The organism is Candidatus Dependentiae bacterium, assembly GCA_018266175.1.
Classification (GTDB): Bacteria; Babelota; Babeliae; order Babelales; family RVW-14; genus JAFEAY01.
Map to the genome: position 1 here is coordinate 237190 of JAFEAY010000003.1, position 18834 is coordinate 256023.

The 18834-nt window shown below is 39.7% G+C and carries 14 protein-coding genes; 7 read left to right on the plus strand and 7 right to left on the minus strand.

The features are described 5' to 3' along the window. Window positions 1-44: 44 nt before the first annotated feature. From JST56_01045 to rpmF, 4 genes are all read right to left on the minus strand, one after another. Window positions 45-1469 carry a glutamate--tRNA ligase gene (locus JST56_01045; protein ID MBS1987561.1) on the minus strand — a complete coding sequence of 475 codons (1425 nt, stop codon included), beginning with the start codon at window positions 1467-1469 and terminating at the stop codon, window positions 45-47. Continuing rightward, window positions 1469-2197: a hypothetical protein gene (locus JST56_01050; protein ID MBS1987562.1), complete on the minus strand. Its 729-nt coding sequence runs from the start codon at window positions 2195-2197 to the stop codon at window positions 1469-1471. Before JST56_01050 ends, JST56_01045 begins: the two co-directional genes overlap by 1 nt. A 62-nt stretch (window positions 2198-2259) precedes the next feature. After that, complete coding sequence (plsX, locus tag JST56_01055) at window positions 2260-3303, minus strand: phosphate acyltransferase PlsX (protein ID MBS1987563.1); 1044 nt, start codon at window positions 3301-3303, stop codon at window positions 2260-2262. A 75-nt stretch (window positions 3304-3378) separates the two neighbouring features. Next, window positions 3379-3657 (minus strand): 50S ribosomal protein L32, encoded by a 279-nt coding sequence (gene rpmF, locus JST56_01060; GenBank protein MBS1987564.1) that lies wholly within the window; start codon window positions 3655-3657, stop codon window positions 3379-3381. A 242-nt stretch (window positions 3658-3899) separates the two neighbouring features. On the opposite strand from rpmF, the gene tsf reads away from it, so the two are divergent. From tsf to JST56_01095, 7 genes are all read left to right on the plus strand, one after another. Further along, entirely contained in the window at window positions 3900-4784 is an 885-nt protein-coding gene (gene tsf, locus JST56_01065; GenBank protein MBS1987565.1) for a translation elongation factor Ts, read from the plus strand. Between the two features lie 14 nt (window positions 4785-4798). Continuing rightward, complete coding sequence (locus JST56_01070) at window positions 4799-5539, plus strand: UMP kinase (GenBank protein MBS1987566.1); 741 nt, start codon at window positions 4799-4801, stop codon at window positions 5537-5539. Window positions 5540-5553: 14 nt separating this feature from the next. Continuing rightward, window positions 5554-6138: a ribosome recycling factor gene (frr, locus tag JST56_01075; GenBank protein ID MBS1987567.1), complete on the plus strand. Its 585-nt coding sequence runs from the start codon at window positions 5554-5556 to the stop codon at window positions 6136-6138. Between the two features lie 180 nt (window positions 6139-6318). Continuing rightward, window positions 6319-6528 carry a hypothetical protein gene (locus JST56_01080; protein ID MBS1987568.1) on the plus strand — a complete coding sequence of 70 codons (210 nt, stop codon included), beginning with the start codon at window positions 6319-6321 and terminating at the stop codon, window positions 6526-6528. 170 nt (window positions 6529-6698) lie between these two features. Further along, entirely contained in the window at window positions 6699-7895 is a 1197-nt protein-coding gene (locus JST56_01085; protein MBS1987569.1) for a protein serine/threonine phosphatase 2C family protein, read from the plus strand. A gap of 102 nt (window positions 7896-7997) precedes the next feature. After that, window positions 7998-8975 (plus strand): protein serine/threonine phosphatase 2C family protein, encoded by a 978-nt coding sequence (locus tag JST56_01090; GenBank protein ID MBS1987570.1) that lies wholly within the window; start codon window positions 7998-8000, stop codon window positions 8973-8975. 77 nt (window positions 8976-9052) lie between these two features. Next, on the plus strand, window positions 9053-10279 hold the full coding sequence (locus JST56_01095) for a protein serine/threonine phosphatase 2C family protein (GenBank protein MBS1987571.1): 1227 nt from the start codon (window positions 9053-9055) through the stop codon (window positions 10277-10279). A gap of 78 nt (window positions 10280-10357) precedes the next feature. On the opposite strand, the gene JST56_01100 is transcribed toward JST56_01095, so the two are convergent. From JST56_01100 to JST56_01110, 3 genes are all read right to left on the minus strand, one after another. After that, the gene (locus JST56_01100) at window positions 10358-11338 is read right to left on the minus strand and encodes a sodium:calcium antiporter (protein MBS1987572.1); all 981 of its coding nucleotides are present in this window, start codon (window positions 11336-11338) and stop codon (window positions 10358-10360) included. 338 nt (window positions 11339-11676) lie between these two features. Further along, complete coding sequence (locus JST56_01105) at window positions 11677-15213, minus strand: hypothetical protein (protein ID MBS1987573.1); 3537 nt, start codon at window positions 15211-15213, stop codon at window positions 11677-11679. 15 nt (window positions 15214-15228) lie between these two features. Next, a complete protein-coding gene (locus JST56_01110) occupies window positions 15229-18807 on the minus strand; it encodes an ankyrin repeat domain-containing protein (protein ID MBS1987574.1) in 3579 nt (1192 codons plus the stop codon). Between the last annotated feature and the right edge of the window lie 27 nt (window positions 18808-18834).

Here is an 18834-nt window from a genome sequence, read left to right on the forward strand (position 1 = left end):
GCCCTACCCTTTAGAAATGAACTGATAACCTCCAACCAGCATACTCAAGATGCTGACTGCTGAGCAACAAGCTTTTTAATACGCTTGATTGCTCTGTCTGTTCCCAGAATTGTGATAAGTTCAAAGACCCCTGGACTCTGAAGAGAGCCGGTCAAAGCAAGACGCAATGGCTGGGCTAAATTTACCAGCTTCTCGTTGTGCTGAGCACAAACCGCTTTTGCAAGCTCCAGAAGACTGTCATGCGATGGCTGGCCACACTGTTGCAGCAGCTGTATAAACGCTTCCAGCATTGATTGAGTATTTGCGGTTTTCCATTTTTCAAGCAAGTGCAGATCGTATGATTGTTGATCATGTGCAAGCGCGATGATGTCGTTGCTTAACTCAAGCAGGGTTGTTGCGCGTTGTTGATACTGCACAAACAGCGCATTGAGTTGCTTAGGTGTCCACGAAGCAGACAGGAGTGCATGCTTTTGATCATCCATCTGCGCAATTGCGGTCAAAAGTTGCTCAGAACTGCTTTGACGAATGTAAATGCCATTGAGCCAGAGTAATTTTTTGATATCAAAAATAGCCCCTTTTTTGCCCACATCATCAAGCTTAAAGAATTGCACCATTTCAGCTCGGGTGAATACTTCTTGATCTCCATGCGACCATCCCAAGCGCACCAGATAGTTGAGCAGCGCATCAGCCATAAAGCCCTGCATGCGATACTCCTGGACTGACGTAGAGGCATCACGCTTACTGAGTTTGTTGCCTGATGGTCCTAAAATGAGCGGTAAATGGGCAAATTGTGGTTCTTGTGCACCAAGTGCACGGTAGAAGAGAATCTGTTTAAAAGTGTTGGTGATGTGGTCTTCTCCACGAATCACCTGAGTAATCTGCATAAAAATGTCGTCAACAACGACGCAAAAGTTATAGGTTGGTGTGCCATCGCGACGGATGATAACAAAGTCATCAAATTGATCTGCCTGAAGGGTGATTCGACCACGGATGGCGTCATCAAAACTGACTGAATCAAGGTCGTCTGGCACACGGAATCTGAGTGCATGCGGTTGAGCTAAATCTTGGGCGGTAAAGGGTTTGTTGCGGCAGGTGCCCTCATATTTACGCCCTACTCCTTGTTCGAGTTCTTCGATCACCATATCGGCATCAAGCGGTGCGCAAAAGCATGGATATACTTTGCCTTGCTCAAGCAGTTTTTTTGCAGCTGCTTGATGTTCTTGCACGCGGGCCATTTGATAGACAATTGGTTGCTCGGGCAACAAGTTTGTCCACTCTAAAGATCCCAACTGTGAAGCGAGGAATTCTTGAGTAGAACGAGCAACATCAGTATCTTCAATGCGCAGGCTGTAAGTACCACCTGTGCTCTGCGCAAAAAGCCAATTAAAAATGGCGGTTCGAACACCGCCGATATGTAAATGCCCAGTTGGAGACGGGGCAAATCGAACACGAATAGGAGCGTTTTTCATTAGTTCTCAACAGTAATAAGTGCAAGTTTTTGTTTGACAAGCTCGGTGTATGCGCCGCCTGAGCGAGCATCATTTTGAGCATATTTCACCAGCATTTGCTGCCAGTAATTTTTTGCTTGAGCAAATTCTTTGTTATTCCAAAAGTACAAGCCTAGGTTGTACAAAGCAAATTCATGAGCTGTGTGATCGGCATTTTCAGCAAGGCGTTTAAGCTGAAGAAATCCCTCTTGCTGCAAAGCTTGTGCTGAACAATCCATGCCGACCAAAGCAACTTTAACATTCATAAAATCTTTGAGTGGTTGACTGCGCATTTGTGCTTGAGCTTGCTGGAGCACGGGGAGTGCTTCATCATGTTTTTTAAGATTAAGTAAAGCTTCTGCTTGATAAACCAAAAAGAACGGCGCAAGCGTTGTGCGCTTAAAGCGATCATGCGCATCTGCACACAGTGATGCTATTTGTGTCCATTTTTCAGTTGCTGAATGAAATTGTGCTTGTTCAGAGGGTTTATCAGTCACCTTTTGAATAGGTGCTTCAAAGACTTGGAGTGTTTCAATAAGTGTTTTATGCGCTTGCTGGGCAAGAGAAGTTGCATGCCATCGATAGAAAACCATGCCACCGCTGCCGAGTATCAATGCCAAAGCACCAGAAATAACAACTTTTTTGTTTTCAAGAGCAAAGTCTACTGCTCGCTCAATCCACTCAACCATGATGTTGTCTGAAAAATCCATCGCTTCCTCTCCTCATTATTTATTTTTCATATTTCAAATAACTTTTTTCAACTATAACGAACTCATGACAATTGTACAGTTTCAATAATTTCTCTTTGAATTATTGCGCCTTGAGTTATGGTCCTCCAGGCGAAGGTTATCGCGTACTGCATAGTCTGAGCATCGGAGCTTCCATGACAAACAATAACGGTACCGTTGACACCAAGTAATAATGCGCCGCCAACTTGCTTGTAATCAAGTCGAGCATCAATTGATGCTTGCAAAAAACGAGCTGTTTTCTGCATCTGTTGAGCATTCTCTGCTGACATTTTTTCGGAGTACTTTGTTATGCCTTGGGCAAGCCATGCGCTGAACATATCGGTAGCCGCTTCGCAGGTTTTAAGGAGCACATTACCGGTAAAACCATCACAAACAATCACATCCATTTCATGATCAAGAACATGCTTGGGCTCTGCATTACCAATAAAATTGAGTGTTGATTCTTTCAGCAAAAGGTGAGCCTGTTTTACTAAAACTGACCCTTTATTGTCTTCGTGGCCGTTTGCCAGAAGGGCAACACGTGGACGCTTGATTCCACTTACAGCAGCAACATGTGCCGCTCCTAGATGAGCAAATTGGTATAAATGCTCTGGGCGAACTTCGGTATTTGCCCCCAGATCAAGGGCGAGAACTTTTCCTTTTTTTGTTGGAAGAAAACCAGCAATTGCAGCTCTTCCAACACCCTCTTGGCGACCAAGAATAAGCGTTGATGCAACCATTAACGCTCCAGAGCTCCCAGCAGATACAACCGCTTGACAGATGCCTTGCTTGACACTTGAGACCGCTTTAACAAGCGAGGAACCGGGCTTTGTTTTGACCGCAGATACCGGATCATCATCCATATGAACAACTTGATCAGCATGCGCAATATGCAACGGATAACGTTGCCAGCCTGCATCAAGCTTTTCAAGAAGGGATGTGATAAGGTCGTACGGACCAAAAAGCGTAATAGGTATTGATTGTTGTGCGGCAAGCAATGCACCGTGCACTATAGCTTGGGGTGCATGATCACCGCCCATAACATCCAGCGCAATCATAGCTTCTTTCGAGCCTAAACTTTTGAGCAAAAATGCGACTACTTTTTAGTTAGCCGCATTAATTAACGCATTTTCACATAAGCAAGTGGCCGTACAAGCAGCTATTTACTCTTGGGAGCCTTGCGCATCGGCATCATTTGTTGGTGCTGCAGAACGAGCTCTTGACTCTTTTGCTTCACGTGCTTTGCCACGCGAATACATACGGTCGGTCTTGGTTCTTAAAACTTTGACACCTTTGTAGTATCCACAGCCTTGGCATGCTGCATGAGTAGAGAGCGGACCTTGACAGGTTTGACACTGAGCTACAGACTTTGGCTTAAGGCCTTTGTTTGCAGAGCGTTGATCGCGTCTTCTTTTCGACGTTTTGCGTTTGGGTACTGGCATGTTAAAACTCCTTTAAGATTTGGCAATTGTGCAATCACAACCATTAAATGTCTATGTAATTCGATGTAACCCATCGCACATAGCCTAAATTTTTAGCACTTTTTTGTCAAAGTAGATGTACGTACCTTGTAAAATCATCTATTTTTGGCAGAATGATACCTAAAACTCTGGAAAAATGTAACCCCTTTGCCAGAAAAATTAAAAAGAATCGTTAAAAACTCTCAAAATTGCAGGAGCATTGAATGACTACTATCAGTATGGACCTTGTTAAAAAGTTACGAGACAAGACGCAAGTTGGCATGATGGATTGCAAAAAAGCACTTGAACAAGCTGAAGGTGACTTTGAAAAAGCGGTAGAATTCTTACGTAAAAAAGGTGCTGCAGTTGCCGCAAAGCGTGCCGAAAATGAAACACTTCAAGGTCGCGTTGAAGCGCACATTGCTCCAGATTTTCGTTCAGGATCGTTGACCATGGTCGCCTGCGAAACTGATTTTTCTGCAAATACCGATGCAATGAAAACATTTGCTCAAACAGTTTCACTGGTCAGTACAGAAAATGACGAAACTGATATTCAAAAATTGTTGGATATGAGTGCAGCAAACCAAAATTTAACTTTGGGCGAATCACTCAATGAGCTGATTTCAAAAATTTGCGAAAGCATCAAAATTGATAAAGTTGCTCAATTTAAAGTTGAAAAGCATGGCGTTGTCAATGCATACATTCACCCAGGCTCTACCATTGGCGTTTTGATTGAGCTTGCAGCAGACAACGATGTTTCAGCAAAGCTTGAGGACTTACAAGCGCTTTCTAAAGACATTTGCATGCAAGTTGCAGTTACCAATCCAATCTGCATTGATCCAACACAACTACCAGCTGAAATCGTTGCCAAAGAGCGCGCTCTTGCAACAGAGCAGCTCAAAGAAAGCGGCAAACCAGAAGCAATGATCGAGAAAATCGTTGACGGTAAAATGCAAAAGTTTTACAGCGAAAACTGCTTGATTCATCAAGCTTTTATTAAGAGCGATAAAATTTCTATCAAACAACACATGGATGCTGTTGGCAGCAAAATTGGCAGCCCATTGCGTATTGTTCGCTTTGCGCGTTTTGCAGTTGGTCGTTCTGCATAATTGTGAAAGTTGGAATGAAGAAAAAAATTCTGATCAAAATTAGCGGTGAACTGTTTCGGGTGCATAATCAACGATGCACCGACATGGAATTAACGCCTTCAGGGTTTGATTATCAACTTGTGCATGCGCTTGCTGAACAGGTTAAAGAGCTATCAAAAACGTACCATGTTGGTTTTGTTATTGGTGGTGGAAATTTTTTCCGTGGTGGTCACGAAGGCAAGCATTTAAAATTGCGGCAGTCGGTTGCCGATGATGTTGGCATGCTTGCAACAGTCATGAACGGAATCATTTTACAAGAATGCTTACGCAACGAAGATGTTTCAAGTACACTGTTAAGCTCTGTAGCAATTCCAAGAATGGTTGAAGAGCTTTCACAGGCAAAAATTGACCAGGCTTTAGAGCATGATCGCTCTATTATTTTTGCAGGCGGTACCGGTAACCCATTTTTTACAACAGACACGAATGCGATTGTTCGTGCACTTCAAATGGGAGCAACGCAGGTTTGGAAAGCAACTAAAGTTGATGCAGTTTATGACGATGACCCGGTAAAAAATCCTGCAAGCAAGCCTATCAAATCCATTTCGTTTGATGATGCCCTGCGGCAAAATTTACGAATTATGGACATGACAGCGCTCACACTTGCACAAGAAAACCAACTTACGATTAGAGTTTTTAACCTTTTTGCACCGGAAGCACTGCTTAACGTTGCAAAAAATGATGAATTTGGAAGTACCATTTTCCCAACGATACGATAAATAAGGATTAGATCATGGATGAAATAGCTTTTCAAGAAGGCGATTCTAAAAGTTTTGAGAAACTTTTAGCAAGCGAAATGGACAAAGCGGTCAAACATTTTGAAAAAGAGTTGGCCACCATTCGCACAGGACGAGCAAGCACGGCACTTATCGAAAACCTCAGAGTTGAATGCTATGGCCAATTTATGCCACTGCGTGAACTTGCAACACTTGCAGCACCAGAAGGCAGACTTTTGACAATCCAACCATGGGATAAGTCAGCTATTAGCAGCATTGAGGCGGCTATTCACAACTCAGATCTTGGGCTTACACCGGCAAATGATGGAAGCATTATTCGCCTTCAATTGCCCCAAATGAGTGCTTCTCGCCGAGAAGAACTCGTTAAGTTACTGGGTAAAAAGACCGAAGAAGCTCGCGTTGCTGTTCGCAATGTCCGAAAAGACTTTCATAACGAACTTCGTGAAGCTGAGAAAAAACGTCTTATTTCAGAAGACTTCGCAAAGCGCTTATCTGTTGTAATGCAGAAGGTAACTGACCAATTTATTGAAAAAGTTGATCAGACCAGCGATAAAAAAGCTACTGAAGTTAATCAAATTTAGCTCTTTTTAGATCTTTTTTGAGCCCCCAGAAACTCATCTGGGGGCTTTTTTCTTACAGCCAACATTTCAGTTTGAAAAAATAACTCAGACCTATTTGACAAATAATAAATTTATGCAATACTGAAATCAGATAGTTAGTCGTACGTAGTACGTAGATGAACCCTAAATGGAGGATCTCTTATGAAGAAAATGTTTACACTTGCGTTCATTCTTGCACTCGCTGCAGTTTGTCCTGTTGTTGCTGACGTTACCGACGTTCAAACAACAGAATCAGACCTTGAAGCATTGATGGCTGAGCTTAACGCTCCAGCTCAAGAAGAAACAATAGTTACTCCTGAAATAGAAGTACCTGTTGCTGACGTTACAACTGACGTTCAAGAAGAAAAATAAATCGCACGTTATGGGGTGATGTTATGTCACCCCACTGCGATCTGTGCGTAATCCCGCTTGTAGTTTCTACATGTGGGATTTTTTTATTGTCATTTTTTTATTGTCATTTACAATAAACGCTCAATTATTTAAAAAAAATTCAATACGAATTCTTACAAAGAAAACTCACTATGCTTTCAAAATCGCTTTTTCTACTTCTTTTAACAGGCTTTATTTCATATGCTCAACCATGCTTTGGAATGAATCCAATATCAGAACCAACAACGCCATTACTTGAATCACCCTCAACGCCAATTATTGGTGACGATGATGATCAAGATGATCAAAACTCTGGACTCGTTCGTGCAGGCTCAACGGTGTTCCTTGATGAAGAGCTTGAAGAAGTTATCACGCCGAATCAACATATCACCGTCGTTTACGGGATGCATGAGGCACAAGGAGACTGCCGTCCAACCATGGAAGACGCGCATTTTCCTTACCACGCACACAGACCTTTAATAGCCGATAACACGCTTTTTTTTGGTGTTTATGATGGTCATGGAGGTAAACATGCAGCAGAATATGCATCGTGGAATCTGCACAGTAACATTGTAGAAAATCGATTGTTCAAAAGTGGAAATATAGAACAAGCAATTACTTCTGGATATAAAAATACCGATACTCGATATCAAATCTTTTTCTCACAAAATACTGATGGCACGACTGCTGTTACCGCTTTGATTTACCAGGCAACCCTCTGGATTGCAAATGCGGGAGATGCAGAAGCTGTCGGCTGTTTTAACGGGAAAACTGCAACCTGCTTAACACAACGTCATTCACCAGATTCCCCTGAAGAACTTGCACGAATTATCAATGAAGTTGATGGCGCAGTAAAAATTTATGAAGCGGATACCATCAGAACAATCACAGAATATGGAACAATCAAGCAAAAACAGTCTGAAGACCTTATTAAGCAACAAACTAATAATTTTTTGGAAACATATACCCTTGATGGGCACGAAGAAATTATTTCAAAATTCAATCAATTAGCTCGAATAATAATTAGAGGCGGAACGCTTGCTATCAGCCGAGGAATTGGCGATCGACCATTCAAACCATTTTGCGTTGCAGAACCATTTATACAAAGTCATCATATTGATCAACCAGGTTTTTTGATTTTAGGATGCGATGGATTGTGGGATGTTATGAGTTATCAGGCGGCTGTCAATTTTGTTCTTCATCAACTAACACGTAAAGGGCTTACTCTTGAAACCGTTACGCATGAAGCCACGCGTGCAATTGCTCAAGAGTTGGTAGAAAAAGCGATTTCAATATGGGACCATGATAACGTTACAGCAACAATTATTTTTTTTGCCCCAAATCAATAATCATAAATTCTTTGCATGATGAGCCTCCTTTGTTATGCTGTTGCACAAACTGATAACAGATTTTTCGCGTTCAATCAAAACTAAAAACAAACGAGGTTCACCATGAAGCGCCTTCTCTATTTTCTGACATTTTTCTTGTGCACCTTTTTGCAAATAACACCATTAATTTTAACGCACAGCTCATGGACTGAACAAGGGAACAGAAGAGCTCAAGAAGATCGTTACTTTCCAACAGATCAAGAATCACCTCTTATTCAAATTAATGGAGCATATGATGCTCATTTTTTTGGTGTTTATGATGGACACGGAGGTGATGGCGCTGCACAGTGGGCTCATGCAACACTCCATAAGCATTTGAGCAAAGAGTTTTGTAAGCTCTTGAAAAAAAAAGAGCAATTAGACGATGCCGATGTACAACAAGCACTCAGTTTGAGCTTCATAACCACAAGCGCAAATTATGCTTGTTGCTATGATGGAACCACTGCAACCGTCGCTCTTTTTATGGATTCAAAACTCTATTGTGCCAATGTTGGCGACACCCAAGCGGTGCTGAGCAGACAAGGTATTGCTCGTACTCTTACCACAAAACATACGGTCAATAACTATTATGCTGCACTCCAAAAAAACCATCGCGTGCAACTTTATGAAGATTTCGCCACCGCTTACCCTCAGTACACCAGGTTCCCTTTTACCATAGAAAATTTGAACCTCCAGCACACACAAAGAAGCTGGTCTTTGATGATGCAGGTTCATGAACAGATGTTTTTGCTTAACCTATGCAGAACACTGGGTGACAAAGTTTTTTCTGACCACATTACCGCTCAACCGGACATTTCGACAATTCAAATAGCGCCTCATGATGAATTTATTATTATCGCCAGTGACGGATTATGGGATGTTATTGGACTTCAACCAGCTGTAGACTTTATCAATGCTCAACTCTCTACACGAGGGATTGCGGCTGATCAAGTGGACGCTTGTATTGCTCAAGAGATTGCACGTGATTTAATCAGAGCAGCACATGGGGCAAGCGCTCATGACAATGCTACTGCAACCATTATCTTTTTTAACCATCAATAAAATTGACTTCACGCTTATCTTCTGCTCAACTCGTACCATGATAAAAACTTCAATGCGTCCATTGGGAGGAGAAAGTCATGATGAACAGAGAAAGAAAAGCGTGCTTAGTAAAAAAAGTATTTTTGTTGACAATACTCTTAGTAGCTTACCAGATACCGGCTTATGGCTTGTACTCTTCATGGGAATACGCTACTTCGTTGTTTACAAGAAGTAATCCTGAACTGAGTAGTAATAATAACAACAATAATCAAGATATTAAGCTGACTCCTCATGGAAAAATTCATCAATCAAAAAAATTTCTCCTAGCATGTACAGCAACACACGCAAAATCAAATGGGAACAACAATGTCCACTTTAAAACGCCACTTATCGAAGAACCGATCGATGGCCTCAATTATTGGATTTTTGGTCTTTTTGATGGAATTGGAGGAGACAATGTTTCAGAATATCTTAAGAAAAATATTTTATCGAACATACGACTTCAGGTTCAACAAGATCCATTACTGAGCAATGCTATCCAACGTGCTCTTGATGATGTTCACTCAAAATTTTTGGCTGAAAATGAACTATCTGGATCATCCGTGCTCTTAGCAATTATTGATAAAAATAAAAAAATTACCATCGCTCATGCGGGGAATTCCCTTGCAGTATTAAAAACATTTGATAAATATGAGCTTCTTACGCAACCGCACACTTTGGCAAATGAAGAAGAATATAATCGGATTACGGCTCCTTTTTTTAATGAAAAAAATTCTATACCAAAACCATATTTAAGATCATACACCGCTCAGGCTAAAGCCGTTATTTATGAAGCGAACGCCTTTATGCGATCAACCTCAAACGATTATTATCTTTACGCCTGCAACATGATTGAAAATAAATTTCTCCCGAATACATCATATACATCCAAAACAACACGTGGTATTGGCCAAATTCATTTCCTCCCCTATTTTATTTCCAGGATTGATATTCAGGAAGTAAATCCAAATCCAAGACATCGCTTTCTTATTCTTGGAACAGCAGGCTTTTGGGATGTTATAAGCCCTCAAGCTGCGGTTGATATTGTTGAAGAGTGTATCGAACAAGAGATGAATAATGGCAAAGATACTTACGAAAAACACCTTAATCCTCACTCCATAGCTCAAACACTTGTTGACCGCGCATGGGGTATGATCGATTATAAACCACCTCAAAGCTTTGATAGAGCACAAGATCAAGACCTGAACTTTACTCACGATAACGACATCGCGGTCACCATTATTTTGTTTTCGGCTAACATCTACCGCTATCTTATTTTTAGCTAACATTTATCGAATTTAAAATTCGACATAAAAAAAGGCGTAGACTTTCATCTACGCCCATAATTTTTATATTTTTATAGTTTATAAAATACCACCTACGGTAAATTGATAGGCAAGGTATCCAAAGAAAAGCGAAACGAGCGCCACGCCTGTTTTACGACCAACTTGGCTGAAACGAAACAACCCGTAGCTGATAATAAAGAATGCAAGAAACATGAACATTGAAGCGCCACGCAACCCTGCAAGCTTAACCGGCTTGTCGGAAAGAACCGCCAGAGTTCCTAAAATAAGCGTTGTCTGCTCAAGCACGGTACCCAGTGTCGGCGCAAGTGCAAGGCTATACTGCTTGCGACGCAATGCGCTCATGCACAGCACAAGTTCAGGAAGGGACGTCCCAAGTGCCATAAGTGTTGCGCCAACCGTTTCAAGCGGCATTTGTAAGCCAAGAGCAAGTTCTACAGCACCATGAACAGTGATGCCTGAAGCAAAAAGAACCAACCCAAAGCTGACAAAGAGCTTAAATACTTTGCCCCATTTGGAGTTAAGATATTGATCTTCGAGCAGATCATGCTCAAGCACCTCTTCATCTTGAAGATCTTCGCCGCGCGAACGAATCCAAACCCAAGCAGTTGATGCCAAATAGATTCCAATGAGCACAAGGCCATGAACTGGCGTCAGCACATCAATGAAAAAGATGACCATAAGCACCAGCGAAGAAAGACCAATCATTGCCACGAGCTTGCGGCTATCGCGATGGCCTACCAACACTTTGCCTGCAAGCAGGAGTGTCAGACCAATCACCAGAGCCACATCAATAAAGTTGGCCCCAATGATATCACCTGCAGACACCTCACTCACCCCGCGTAATGCAGAAGTGATGGCAACTGCAAGCTCAGGAATTGTTGCGGCAAGTGCCAAAACAATAAACCCGATGAAAAACGTTGTCACGCGAAATGCGTGCGCTACCTGAAGGGCATACCGCACTACCAAGTCTCCAGTCCACCAGAGTAGACCAAAACCAAAGAGCACAAGCCCAAGATATGATAAAAGTAAAAACTCCATAACGTCCTTTAACGTTAAACCTTTGAGAAAATATAAAACTCCTTGGGACTTCTCACTCCCCAAGGGTTAAATCGCTTGTTTATTACCATTTCATAATAAAAAAGTGTAATTTATAAGTATAAAGCTTTAGCACTGAATAGCAACCGGATCTTGATTCAGAAGAATAATTTTATTTGTTATTTTTATAATTCTTGAAAAAAGCATCATTATTCATAGATAAAATTTTTCAAAAAACTCAATGAATATTATTTCAAACAAGAAAAGGCACCCAAGAGATTATCAATCGACTCTTGGGTGCCTTTTCAAGAATAACTATGAATTAAGGTTGATCACATGAATCAACTAATAACACACGACCATTGACCTGGCTCCAGTTGCTCAGGTTGCTCGAGCTGCTTCATCGTTTCCTGTACATATCCAGACTGGCTTTTTTTCATATCATCGATAATTATTTTAATAGGCTCTTGAATTGATGCATTTTGTTTATTATTTTCATAAAATTCTTTAAACTTTGCATAGAATATTTCGAAATAATCCCGATTTAAAGTTTCATCATTTTGCATTCCAATGCAGCTGAAAAGGCTTGGCCAAAATTTCTTGCGCAGGAAATCTTTCTCGTGCTGATAAAGACCTTGATTGTACCAACCCATTAGACAAAGGTATGCTTCTATTGATTGCTCAACGCCTGAATACTTACTCATCAATTTTATAAAAAGCTGAAGACCCATCATTCTCTGAGTATCATAAGCGTTATCCCTGGCCGCATTTTGTGCGATGACTGCTATTTCTTCTAATCCAAAGCTCCTGTCGATCAATAGATTCAAAAGGGTCAGTAAGTCGTCACACCTGTACTGAGAACGACCATTTATGATACATTGTTGAGCGCATCGTAGTGCTTCTTCTTGTCCCAAGCCATGTAAAGAAACAAGTTGTCCACAAAGTTTAAGCATATCGCCAGACCCAAGCAATCCTTGCTTACCCATTTCACGGATAATTTCTAAGACTTGCAACGTTGCGTGGTTATTTTTAATAAATATTTCACAAAATCCTATTGCAGCTCTTATGAAATATGCATTCCGCGAACAAGCAGCTTGTTGAGCACACTTAAGAATTCTTTCTAAAATTCTCTTATCCTCTGCAATCTTTTGCTTGTTTCCTTGGAGTGAAGGCTCAAAAGCACCTAACTCTTTAAAAATAAAATTTAGTAATTTTTCATGCTTATAGTTAAAATCGTAGCTTTTAAGGCTGACATACTTCTCAGCCATTGCCAAAACGATATTGAAATCTGCTTTTGTGAATATATGATTCGAGTCCAATTTTCTCTGGAAGTCGTAAATTATATTGGTAACTTCTTTACCCAAAAGCTTTTTCAGAGATTTTTTCCCTACCTCAGGAATGTAGCCCTGTGCTCCTAGCCTCCAGACATCAAGCCCAAAAATCGCAAGCGTGATAAGCATATCTGTATCGCCATAAAAATTTACCTCTTTATTCTTTACCCATTCACTATCACGAAGATAATTTAAAATTTCTCGTTGTGGTACCAAATCTGAAACCGGATTTGTTGTCTTAATCAGATCTTTAACATAGCGTTGGATACTTACGTGAGGAGCTTTATCACAGATTAAAATCGACTTGATCACGCGTAAGCGCTCATAGGAATAATCTACTGAACGATGCTTAAGTCGATAAAACGTTGAGGGCTTATCAATCATCTTACATACAAACTCGGGTGCATTAATAAAAAGAGCACTGGCCAATGAAAGTGCAGAGCTGTTATTCCAACCATCATTCAAAAATTGCTCCAGACCATTGTGATGCAAGCCCTTCAATCCACAATCTTTGCTCCTCAGCAAGCTATAATCAGAATGAGCTAAATAGCGCGCGTCTGGCCCCTGACAGAAAAATGAAAACTTCTTTTTTCCAGTCTTATCAGCTTTAAAAGCGACGTTAAGTTTAATAAGTTGGGGGGTATAATCCCACGCGTCAATATTGCTTAGGCATTTGGGGGTTTCCTTTAAATCTTCTTGATATGCATCTTCACAGGTAATATTGAGCTTATCGCACAATAGAGGCCAGAATTTTGCATTAAAATCAGCTGTATCAAACGTTGCCTTAAGATCGCCAATAATTCCTAATCCCAATAATTGATCAAGCATGATAATCATATTTTTTATCGAAGGAGCAAGATCAAAAGCTTTAAATTTTTCAGGATCAAACACTAAATAAGTATGACCGGTATTTTGAAATTTAATTGTATAAATACCATCAAGTACAACATTATTAACGAGATAATTTTCTCGTGTACATTCGGGAAATAATTGGTCTATATTTTGGAAATCATCCGAAGAAAGCTTAAGAAACCCTCGCGCAGAAAGTCGTGGAGCTACTTCGTATACCTTTCCATTCTGCGCAACAATCTTGCCGTAACAGCACCAATCACGATTACAAACAACCTGGTTCCAGGCATCATGAACCTCTTGCTTATTTGCATCTTGAGTGCTCAATGCGGAGTACTGATAATTACCCGCACCAAATGTTTTTTCAAAAAAATTCGTGAATCGTTGGTCGAACTGATTACTCACTAAATCTGGTGAGTTTGTTGTGAGTGTTCCAAAATCAAACAGCTCCGATTCATCATTGTAGAGCAAGACGTTAATCAGATATCGCATCGTATTTTCAAGACAATTTGGAAAACGTACGCTTTCAAATTTTGAGTTTTTACAATATTCAATTTTTGGAGGCATGATGCCAATGCCCGCGCCTGAAAGCAATGCTAACACGGTTTTTTCATAGGAAGCACCACGAAGACCGCCGAAGAAACCTGACCACAATACTGCATCACGTAACCGTTCAAGCTCCTGAACAAGCTCGCTATATTTATATGAATCTCCAGCTTGATTATTGTTCTGTGCAAGATCAATAATATTATCGTTTGGCGCATGATAATCTAAATCTGTAATATTATTATGTGAGGAATCGCTCTCATCGATAATAATAATATTATTATTGTTATTATTTGCATGCTCAGTTGCAATTCTGATGGCTCCAACTTTTTTTTCAAGTCCATGATAATAACCGCTTAAATCTTGCTGACCGGTACTGATGACATGCAAAAAGCTGAGTAATACAACAAGTGGTGTATTCTCTGGATATCCTGACTCAACATGTTTGCATTCCTCGAGCGCTTCGCACAAGTTGGTGATCAATTTTCGTAAATCGCTTCTAACGTTTTTATCGGTAAATTTTTTTCCTGACTTTTTTGCCTGCTCAAGCACAAGCGGAGTAAGCGCTGTAATTAAGAGATCGTGCTGAGAAATTTTCTTTTTTTGTACAACTTTCTTTGCCTGAATTTTTTGATTGTTTTTTTCAAGCTTTATTTTTTTATTTGATTCTTCAGGGGTGTCTTCTTGCGCATCACGCTTACGCTTTTTTGAAGAGCTCTCTTCTTTGATGATAATGTTATTTTTTTGCTCTCGCTTTTTGGCTCGCAAAGCTTCTTGTTCCTGTTTTTCAAACTCAATTTTTTCGGACTCAAGCATACCGATAATCGTCCCAACTATTTCAGGAGTCAGATAGGTTGCCGCTCGATTTGGAGCATTAGAAGCAACTATTTCACCGCCCGGCAACGCATGAAAGAGCGATGCTGCAAGTGCATGAACTTTCGTTTTATCATCGAGTTTATAAATGTTTTTAGTGTACTCAGAAATCCAGCCAACCGCTCCGTGTAATGGAGAAAGATGCTGAAATTCTGTTTTCAGCCCTGCAAAGCTATTTTTATACTCGGTAAGCGGAACGTTCGCGTGGACCGCCCATGACAGGCCAAGCGCCAACAAGACAATCATGTACTTCACTTTTGATAACCATTTTTTCATCATAACCTCCATTTTAAATTATAATCCCGCGCCAGAACCAGTTTTATCTTTTTGGGAAACCCGTTGATAAAAATAAATATACGGCCAACTTGAAGGTGCTAATAACGTCTTTCCTGTAGCCGTATCATTAAAGAAATGCCACTTGCTATCATGCTTAACGAAGGCAAAGTAATGCCCCCGCGCAAGCTCTTCGCCACGTTGACAAATTACACTCTTCAACTCATAGTTCTTAACACCCTGCTCATCTTCAAGTGTAAGAATTTCTTGTGGAACAAGAGGAGTATTAATACGTTGAGCATTATTATTTTCATAAGCAAATCGTTTTACTGCTAAAACAAGAACAGAAGGTAACGTTTTTATCTTAATGGTACGAGATGCATTATTCATGGTTTCATTACAGGTTCTACAAGAATATTCTTTAACCGCTGCTTCAGTATTAAAAAAATTAGTACAAAGTTCTTGCGTGGTTATTTGATTCGCTTGATCGGGCAAAGGAAGAGAAAGCAATAGTTCTTGTTGATTGACCGATGACGAGTGACGCTTTGAGCTACACAGCGTACTATATTCCAACTCAATTTTAAAAATATTTTTAATATCTTCATCTAAATTTGATATCAACGCTGAAATAAATTCCTGTGCATCTTGCTGCCCAGACTTCATTTCCTGCAAGGTTACATCATCAATACTCGTGATAAAATTACGCAACTCCTTTGAACCCAGAATGGCTCCTTGCTCCGTTTTCAGCCTGTTAAAAAATTCAATAAGCTTACCAGTAAGGGAATCAGACTTGTACTCATTTTTCACAAACACATTCTGAACATCTGAAAGATTGCTTAATACTTGCAATGAAGCATTCATAAAGCAATCAGTGCCCGTTTCATTAATAATCCCAATATTCGGCTTAAATTGAGCTTGAGGAAGTAATGTTACAACTGATGAAGCAAGATTTTTTTTGTATTGAATGTAATTCTCAAAAGCAAGGGGTGGATAGTTAACCCACATTGCATCGTTTTCAAGGTCAGAATCTTTTTGTACTTTTCTGTTATTCAAAGGCATATTCGGCCCTCGTGTTGCTAAATGGCTCAACAACAACGATAAGACTTCTTGATTTTGAGCCTCTAAAGCGTAGAGTAAAGGCGTTTTCCCAGATTTATCTGAAATATTAGGATCTGCATTTTTTGCAAGCAAACCCCTAACTAAATCAATTTTTCCTAGTTGCACAGCGTAGCTCAATACTGTTCTTCCAACAGAATCTTGTGCGTTAATGTCCGTACTTTGTTTGCAAAGCATAGCACATTGTTGTAAGCCATTATTGAGTGCTTCTTGGAATTGATTTTGAACTTGTTTCAAAACGTTATTACTGCTAGGTAAAGGTGTATTTTGTGTAACAACTCTTTGAGCTGGTAGTTTACTTTTTTCTTCAAGCAACTTAACAATCATCCTTCTGTTCCACTCTGGTGCGTAATCTAAGCAAGTCTTTCCTGAATGATCTTTCATGGTTGTACTCGCACCCTTTGCGATCAAAGCTTTAAGGACAGGATCAGTATTATTGCTCCATGAAGCATAGTGCAAAGGAGTTCTTCCAACAAAATCTTGAATATTTACATCTACTCCTTTTTTTAACAGTGACTCAACTTCGGTAACTTGACCAAGCTGCGCAGCATAATGCAACCGAGTTTTTCCGTACCTATCTTTATCGGTGAGCCTTTGATCATCAAGACTATTTAAACGATTTTGCAAAATGTAACGATCTTCAGAGAAAGGCAACTTGGGCATTTCCTTGCCCTTCTCAAGGGCAAGGATTGTCTTAAGAATTGATGGTTTATTTTTAACATTGAATTCACCATCACGAATCTTTGTTCGATAAGAAGCACTTGTATAACCACCATAATTAAGTAAATCACTAATAATGCAATTTGAAGCAGTACCTTCTAAGGCATATTCCAATGCATTTTTGTCGGCTTCATCTCTCTTATTTGGATTTGCTCCACACTCAAGTAAATATTTAATAAAGTCAGAAGCAGCTTTATGCTCAACAGCGTAATGTAAAGGCGTTTTCTCTTTATTGTCTTGTGTATCAAGAACCGCTCCATTCCGCAGCAAATATTCAGCACAACGCTCAGATGCAAATTCGGCTGCATAATGCAAAGGAGTTTTTCCTAAAGAGTCGGCGGATATAGGATTTACACGCTGTCGATGAAATTTTTTAATCAAATCCAGACAGCCACCTTCAGCGGCATAATGTATGAGGCTTTTTGATTTATCCTGAGCACTTCGTTGCAATACATTACTAATCAATAGTAATATTTCATCATTCTTACTCTGTTCAGTCTCAAAGAATGCATGGAGCAAAGGGGTATTTCCACGAGCATCTTTATTAGTCACAGGAAATCCACAATCTATTAAATATTGTATAAGCGCCTTGTTACCACTATTTATAGCCTGGCTTATTGATACATCACGATTCATATCAATTTTTTCAGAAATATTTTTTGGGTTTGTCCCGTTCAATAAAACTTTAACGATCGTTAAATTATTATTTTTAATGGCCATTTCAAGGGGAGTTTTATCGTAATAACGTGGATAGCGCTCGTCTTTACAATCTTCATTAAAACTATAGCCCTGTCTTATAAGACGAATAGCTAACTGAGTATCTCCTTGATCAACCGCATAGTGTAAACTATAGTCCAATTTTTTATACACAAGTAAATCACTCACGATATTCTTATCAGGTTGTGTAAATGCTAAGAATGAATCTTCCGCATAAAATGGCACACCGCTGTAAAGAAGTTTTGGTACCAAATCTCTTTTTGATAACGATACCGCGTAAGCCAAAGGATTTACCTTAAAATTTCCTTTTGTAAAACTTTTATTGCACTCAAAAGACTTATTAGGGATCGTTTCAAAATTAAATGTTAAGCAATACTTGTATACACTTTGGTAAAGTTCCTTTAAAGATTTTTGATGCACAGGATTATTCAAAATAAAACAGGTTTTACCAAGAGAACAATCATGTTTAATTCCATTGTGGTCGATATCCGTATCAAATAAATAAAGAAAAGCGCGTCTGTTTGTCCACAAACCAATTTTTCGATATGAACCTGATAACTGTGTCAGATGATTCACACCATACAATTTCTCGACCGAAAAGTCATGGTTTAAAATTCTACTCAAAGCAGATTTATCGTTAAAAAATATAGCTGAATAAATTCTAGGCATTAATGCTTCGGGAGGAGATTCTTCCATCTCACGCAAACGATGCTCTATGAATGCATCATTCTGATCGGAACACTGACGAACAGTCTCATTACCCATGATTAAATTATAGATATCCTCTAAAGGCAAATAGCTATAAATCTGCAATATGATTTCGTCGGGAAGTCGCTCAAAAAGATCTTCTTTATTCTTAAGTTTTTTTCTTTTTTTTTGAGGTTGACCGTCGACACTACCCTCATCTTCGCATTCATCTAAATCAATAATCATATCACTATTAAATTGATCATGATCTCGCTTATTATTACTGTTACCATTATTATTCATGGCCATGAGGTGATCAGCTTGAATACATAGAAGTACAAACAATATTAATTTTTTCATAATAACCCCCAAAGCATTTATTCCACT

Excerpts from the sequence above, each read along its gene's own strand:
- JST56_01045 (MBS1987561.1), bottom strand. The coding sequence starts at position 1,469 with ATGAAAAACGCTCCTATTCGTGTTCGATTTGCCCCGTCTCCAACTGGG.
- JST56_01050 (MBS1987562.1), bottom strand. The coding sequence starts at position 2,197 with ATGGATTTTTCAGACAACATCATGGTTGAGTGGATTGAGCGAGCAGTA.
- rpmF (MBS1987564.1), bottom strand. The coding sequence starts at position 3,657 with ATGCCAGTACCCAAACGCAAAACGTCGAAAAGAAGACGCGATCAACGC.
- tsf (MBS1987565.1), top strand. The coding sequence starts at position 3,900 with ATGACTACTATCAGTATGGACCTTGTTAAAAAGTTACGAGACAAGACG.
- JST56_01070 (MBS1987566.1), top strand. The coding sequence starts at position 4,799 with ATGAAGAAAAAAATTCTGATCAAAATTAGCGGTGAACTGTTTCGGGTG.
- frr (MBS1987567.1), top strand. The coding sequence starts at position 5,554 with ATGGATGAAATAGCTTTTCAAGAAGGCGATTCTAAAAGTTTTGAGAAA.
- JST56_01080 (MBS1987568.1), top strand. The coding sequence starts at position 6,319 with ATGAAGAAAATGTTTACACTTGCGTTCATTCTTGCACTCGCTGCAGTT.
- JST56_01085 (MBS1987569.1), top strand. The coding sequence starts at position 6,699 with ATGCTTTCAAAATCGCTTTTTCTACTTCTTTTAACAGGCTTTATTTCA.
- JST56_01090 (MBS1987570.1), top strand. The coding sequence starts at position 7,998 with ATGAAGCGCCTTCTCTATTTTCTGACATTTTTCTTGTGCACCTTTTTG.
- JST56_01095 (MBS1987571.1), top strand. The coding sequence starts at position 9,053 with ATGATGAACAGAGAAAGAAAAGCGTGCTTAGTAAAAAAAGTATTTTTG.
- JST56_01100 (MBS1987572.1), bottom strand. The coding sequence starts at position 11,338 with ATGGAGTTTTTACTTTTATCATATCTTGGGCTTGTGCTCTTTGGTTTT.
- JST56_01105 (MBS1987573.1), bottom strand. The coding sequence starts at position 15,213 with ATGATGAAAAAATGGTTATCAAAAGTGAAGTACATGATTGTCTTGTTG.
- JST56_01110 (MBS1987574.1), bottom strand. The coding sequence starts at position 18,807 with ATGAAAAAATTAATATTGTTTGTACTTCTATGTATTCAAGCTGATCAC.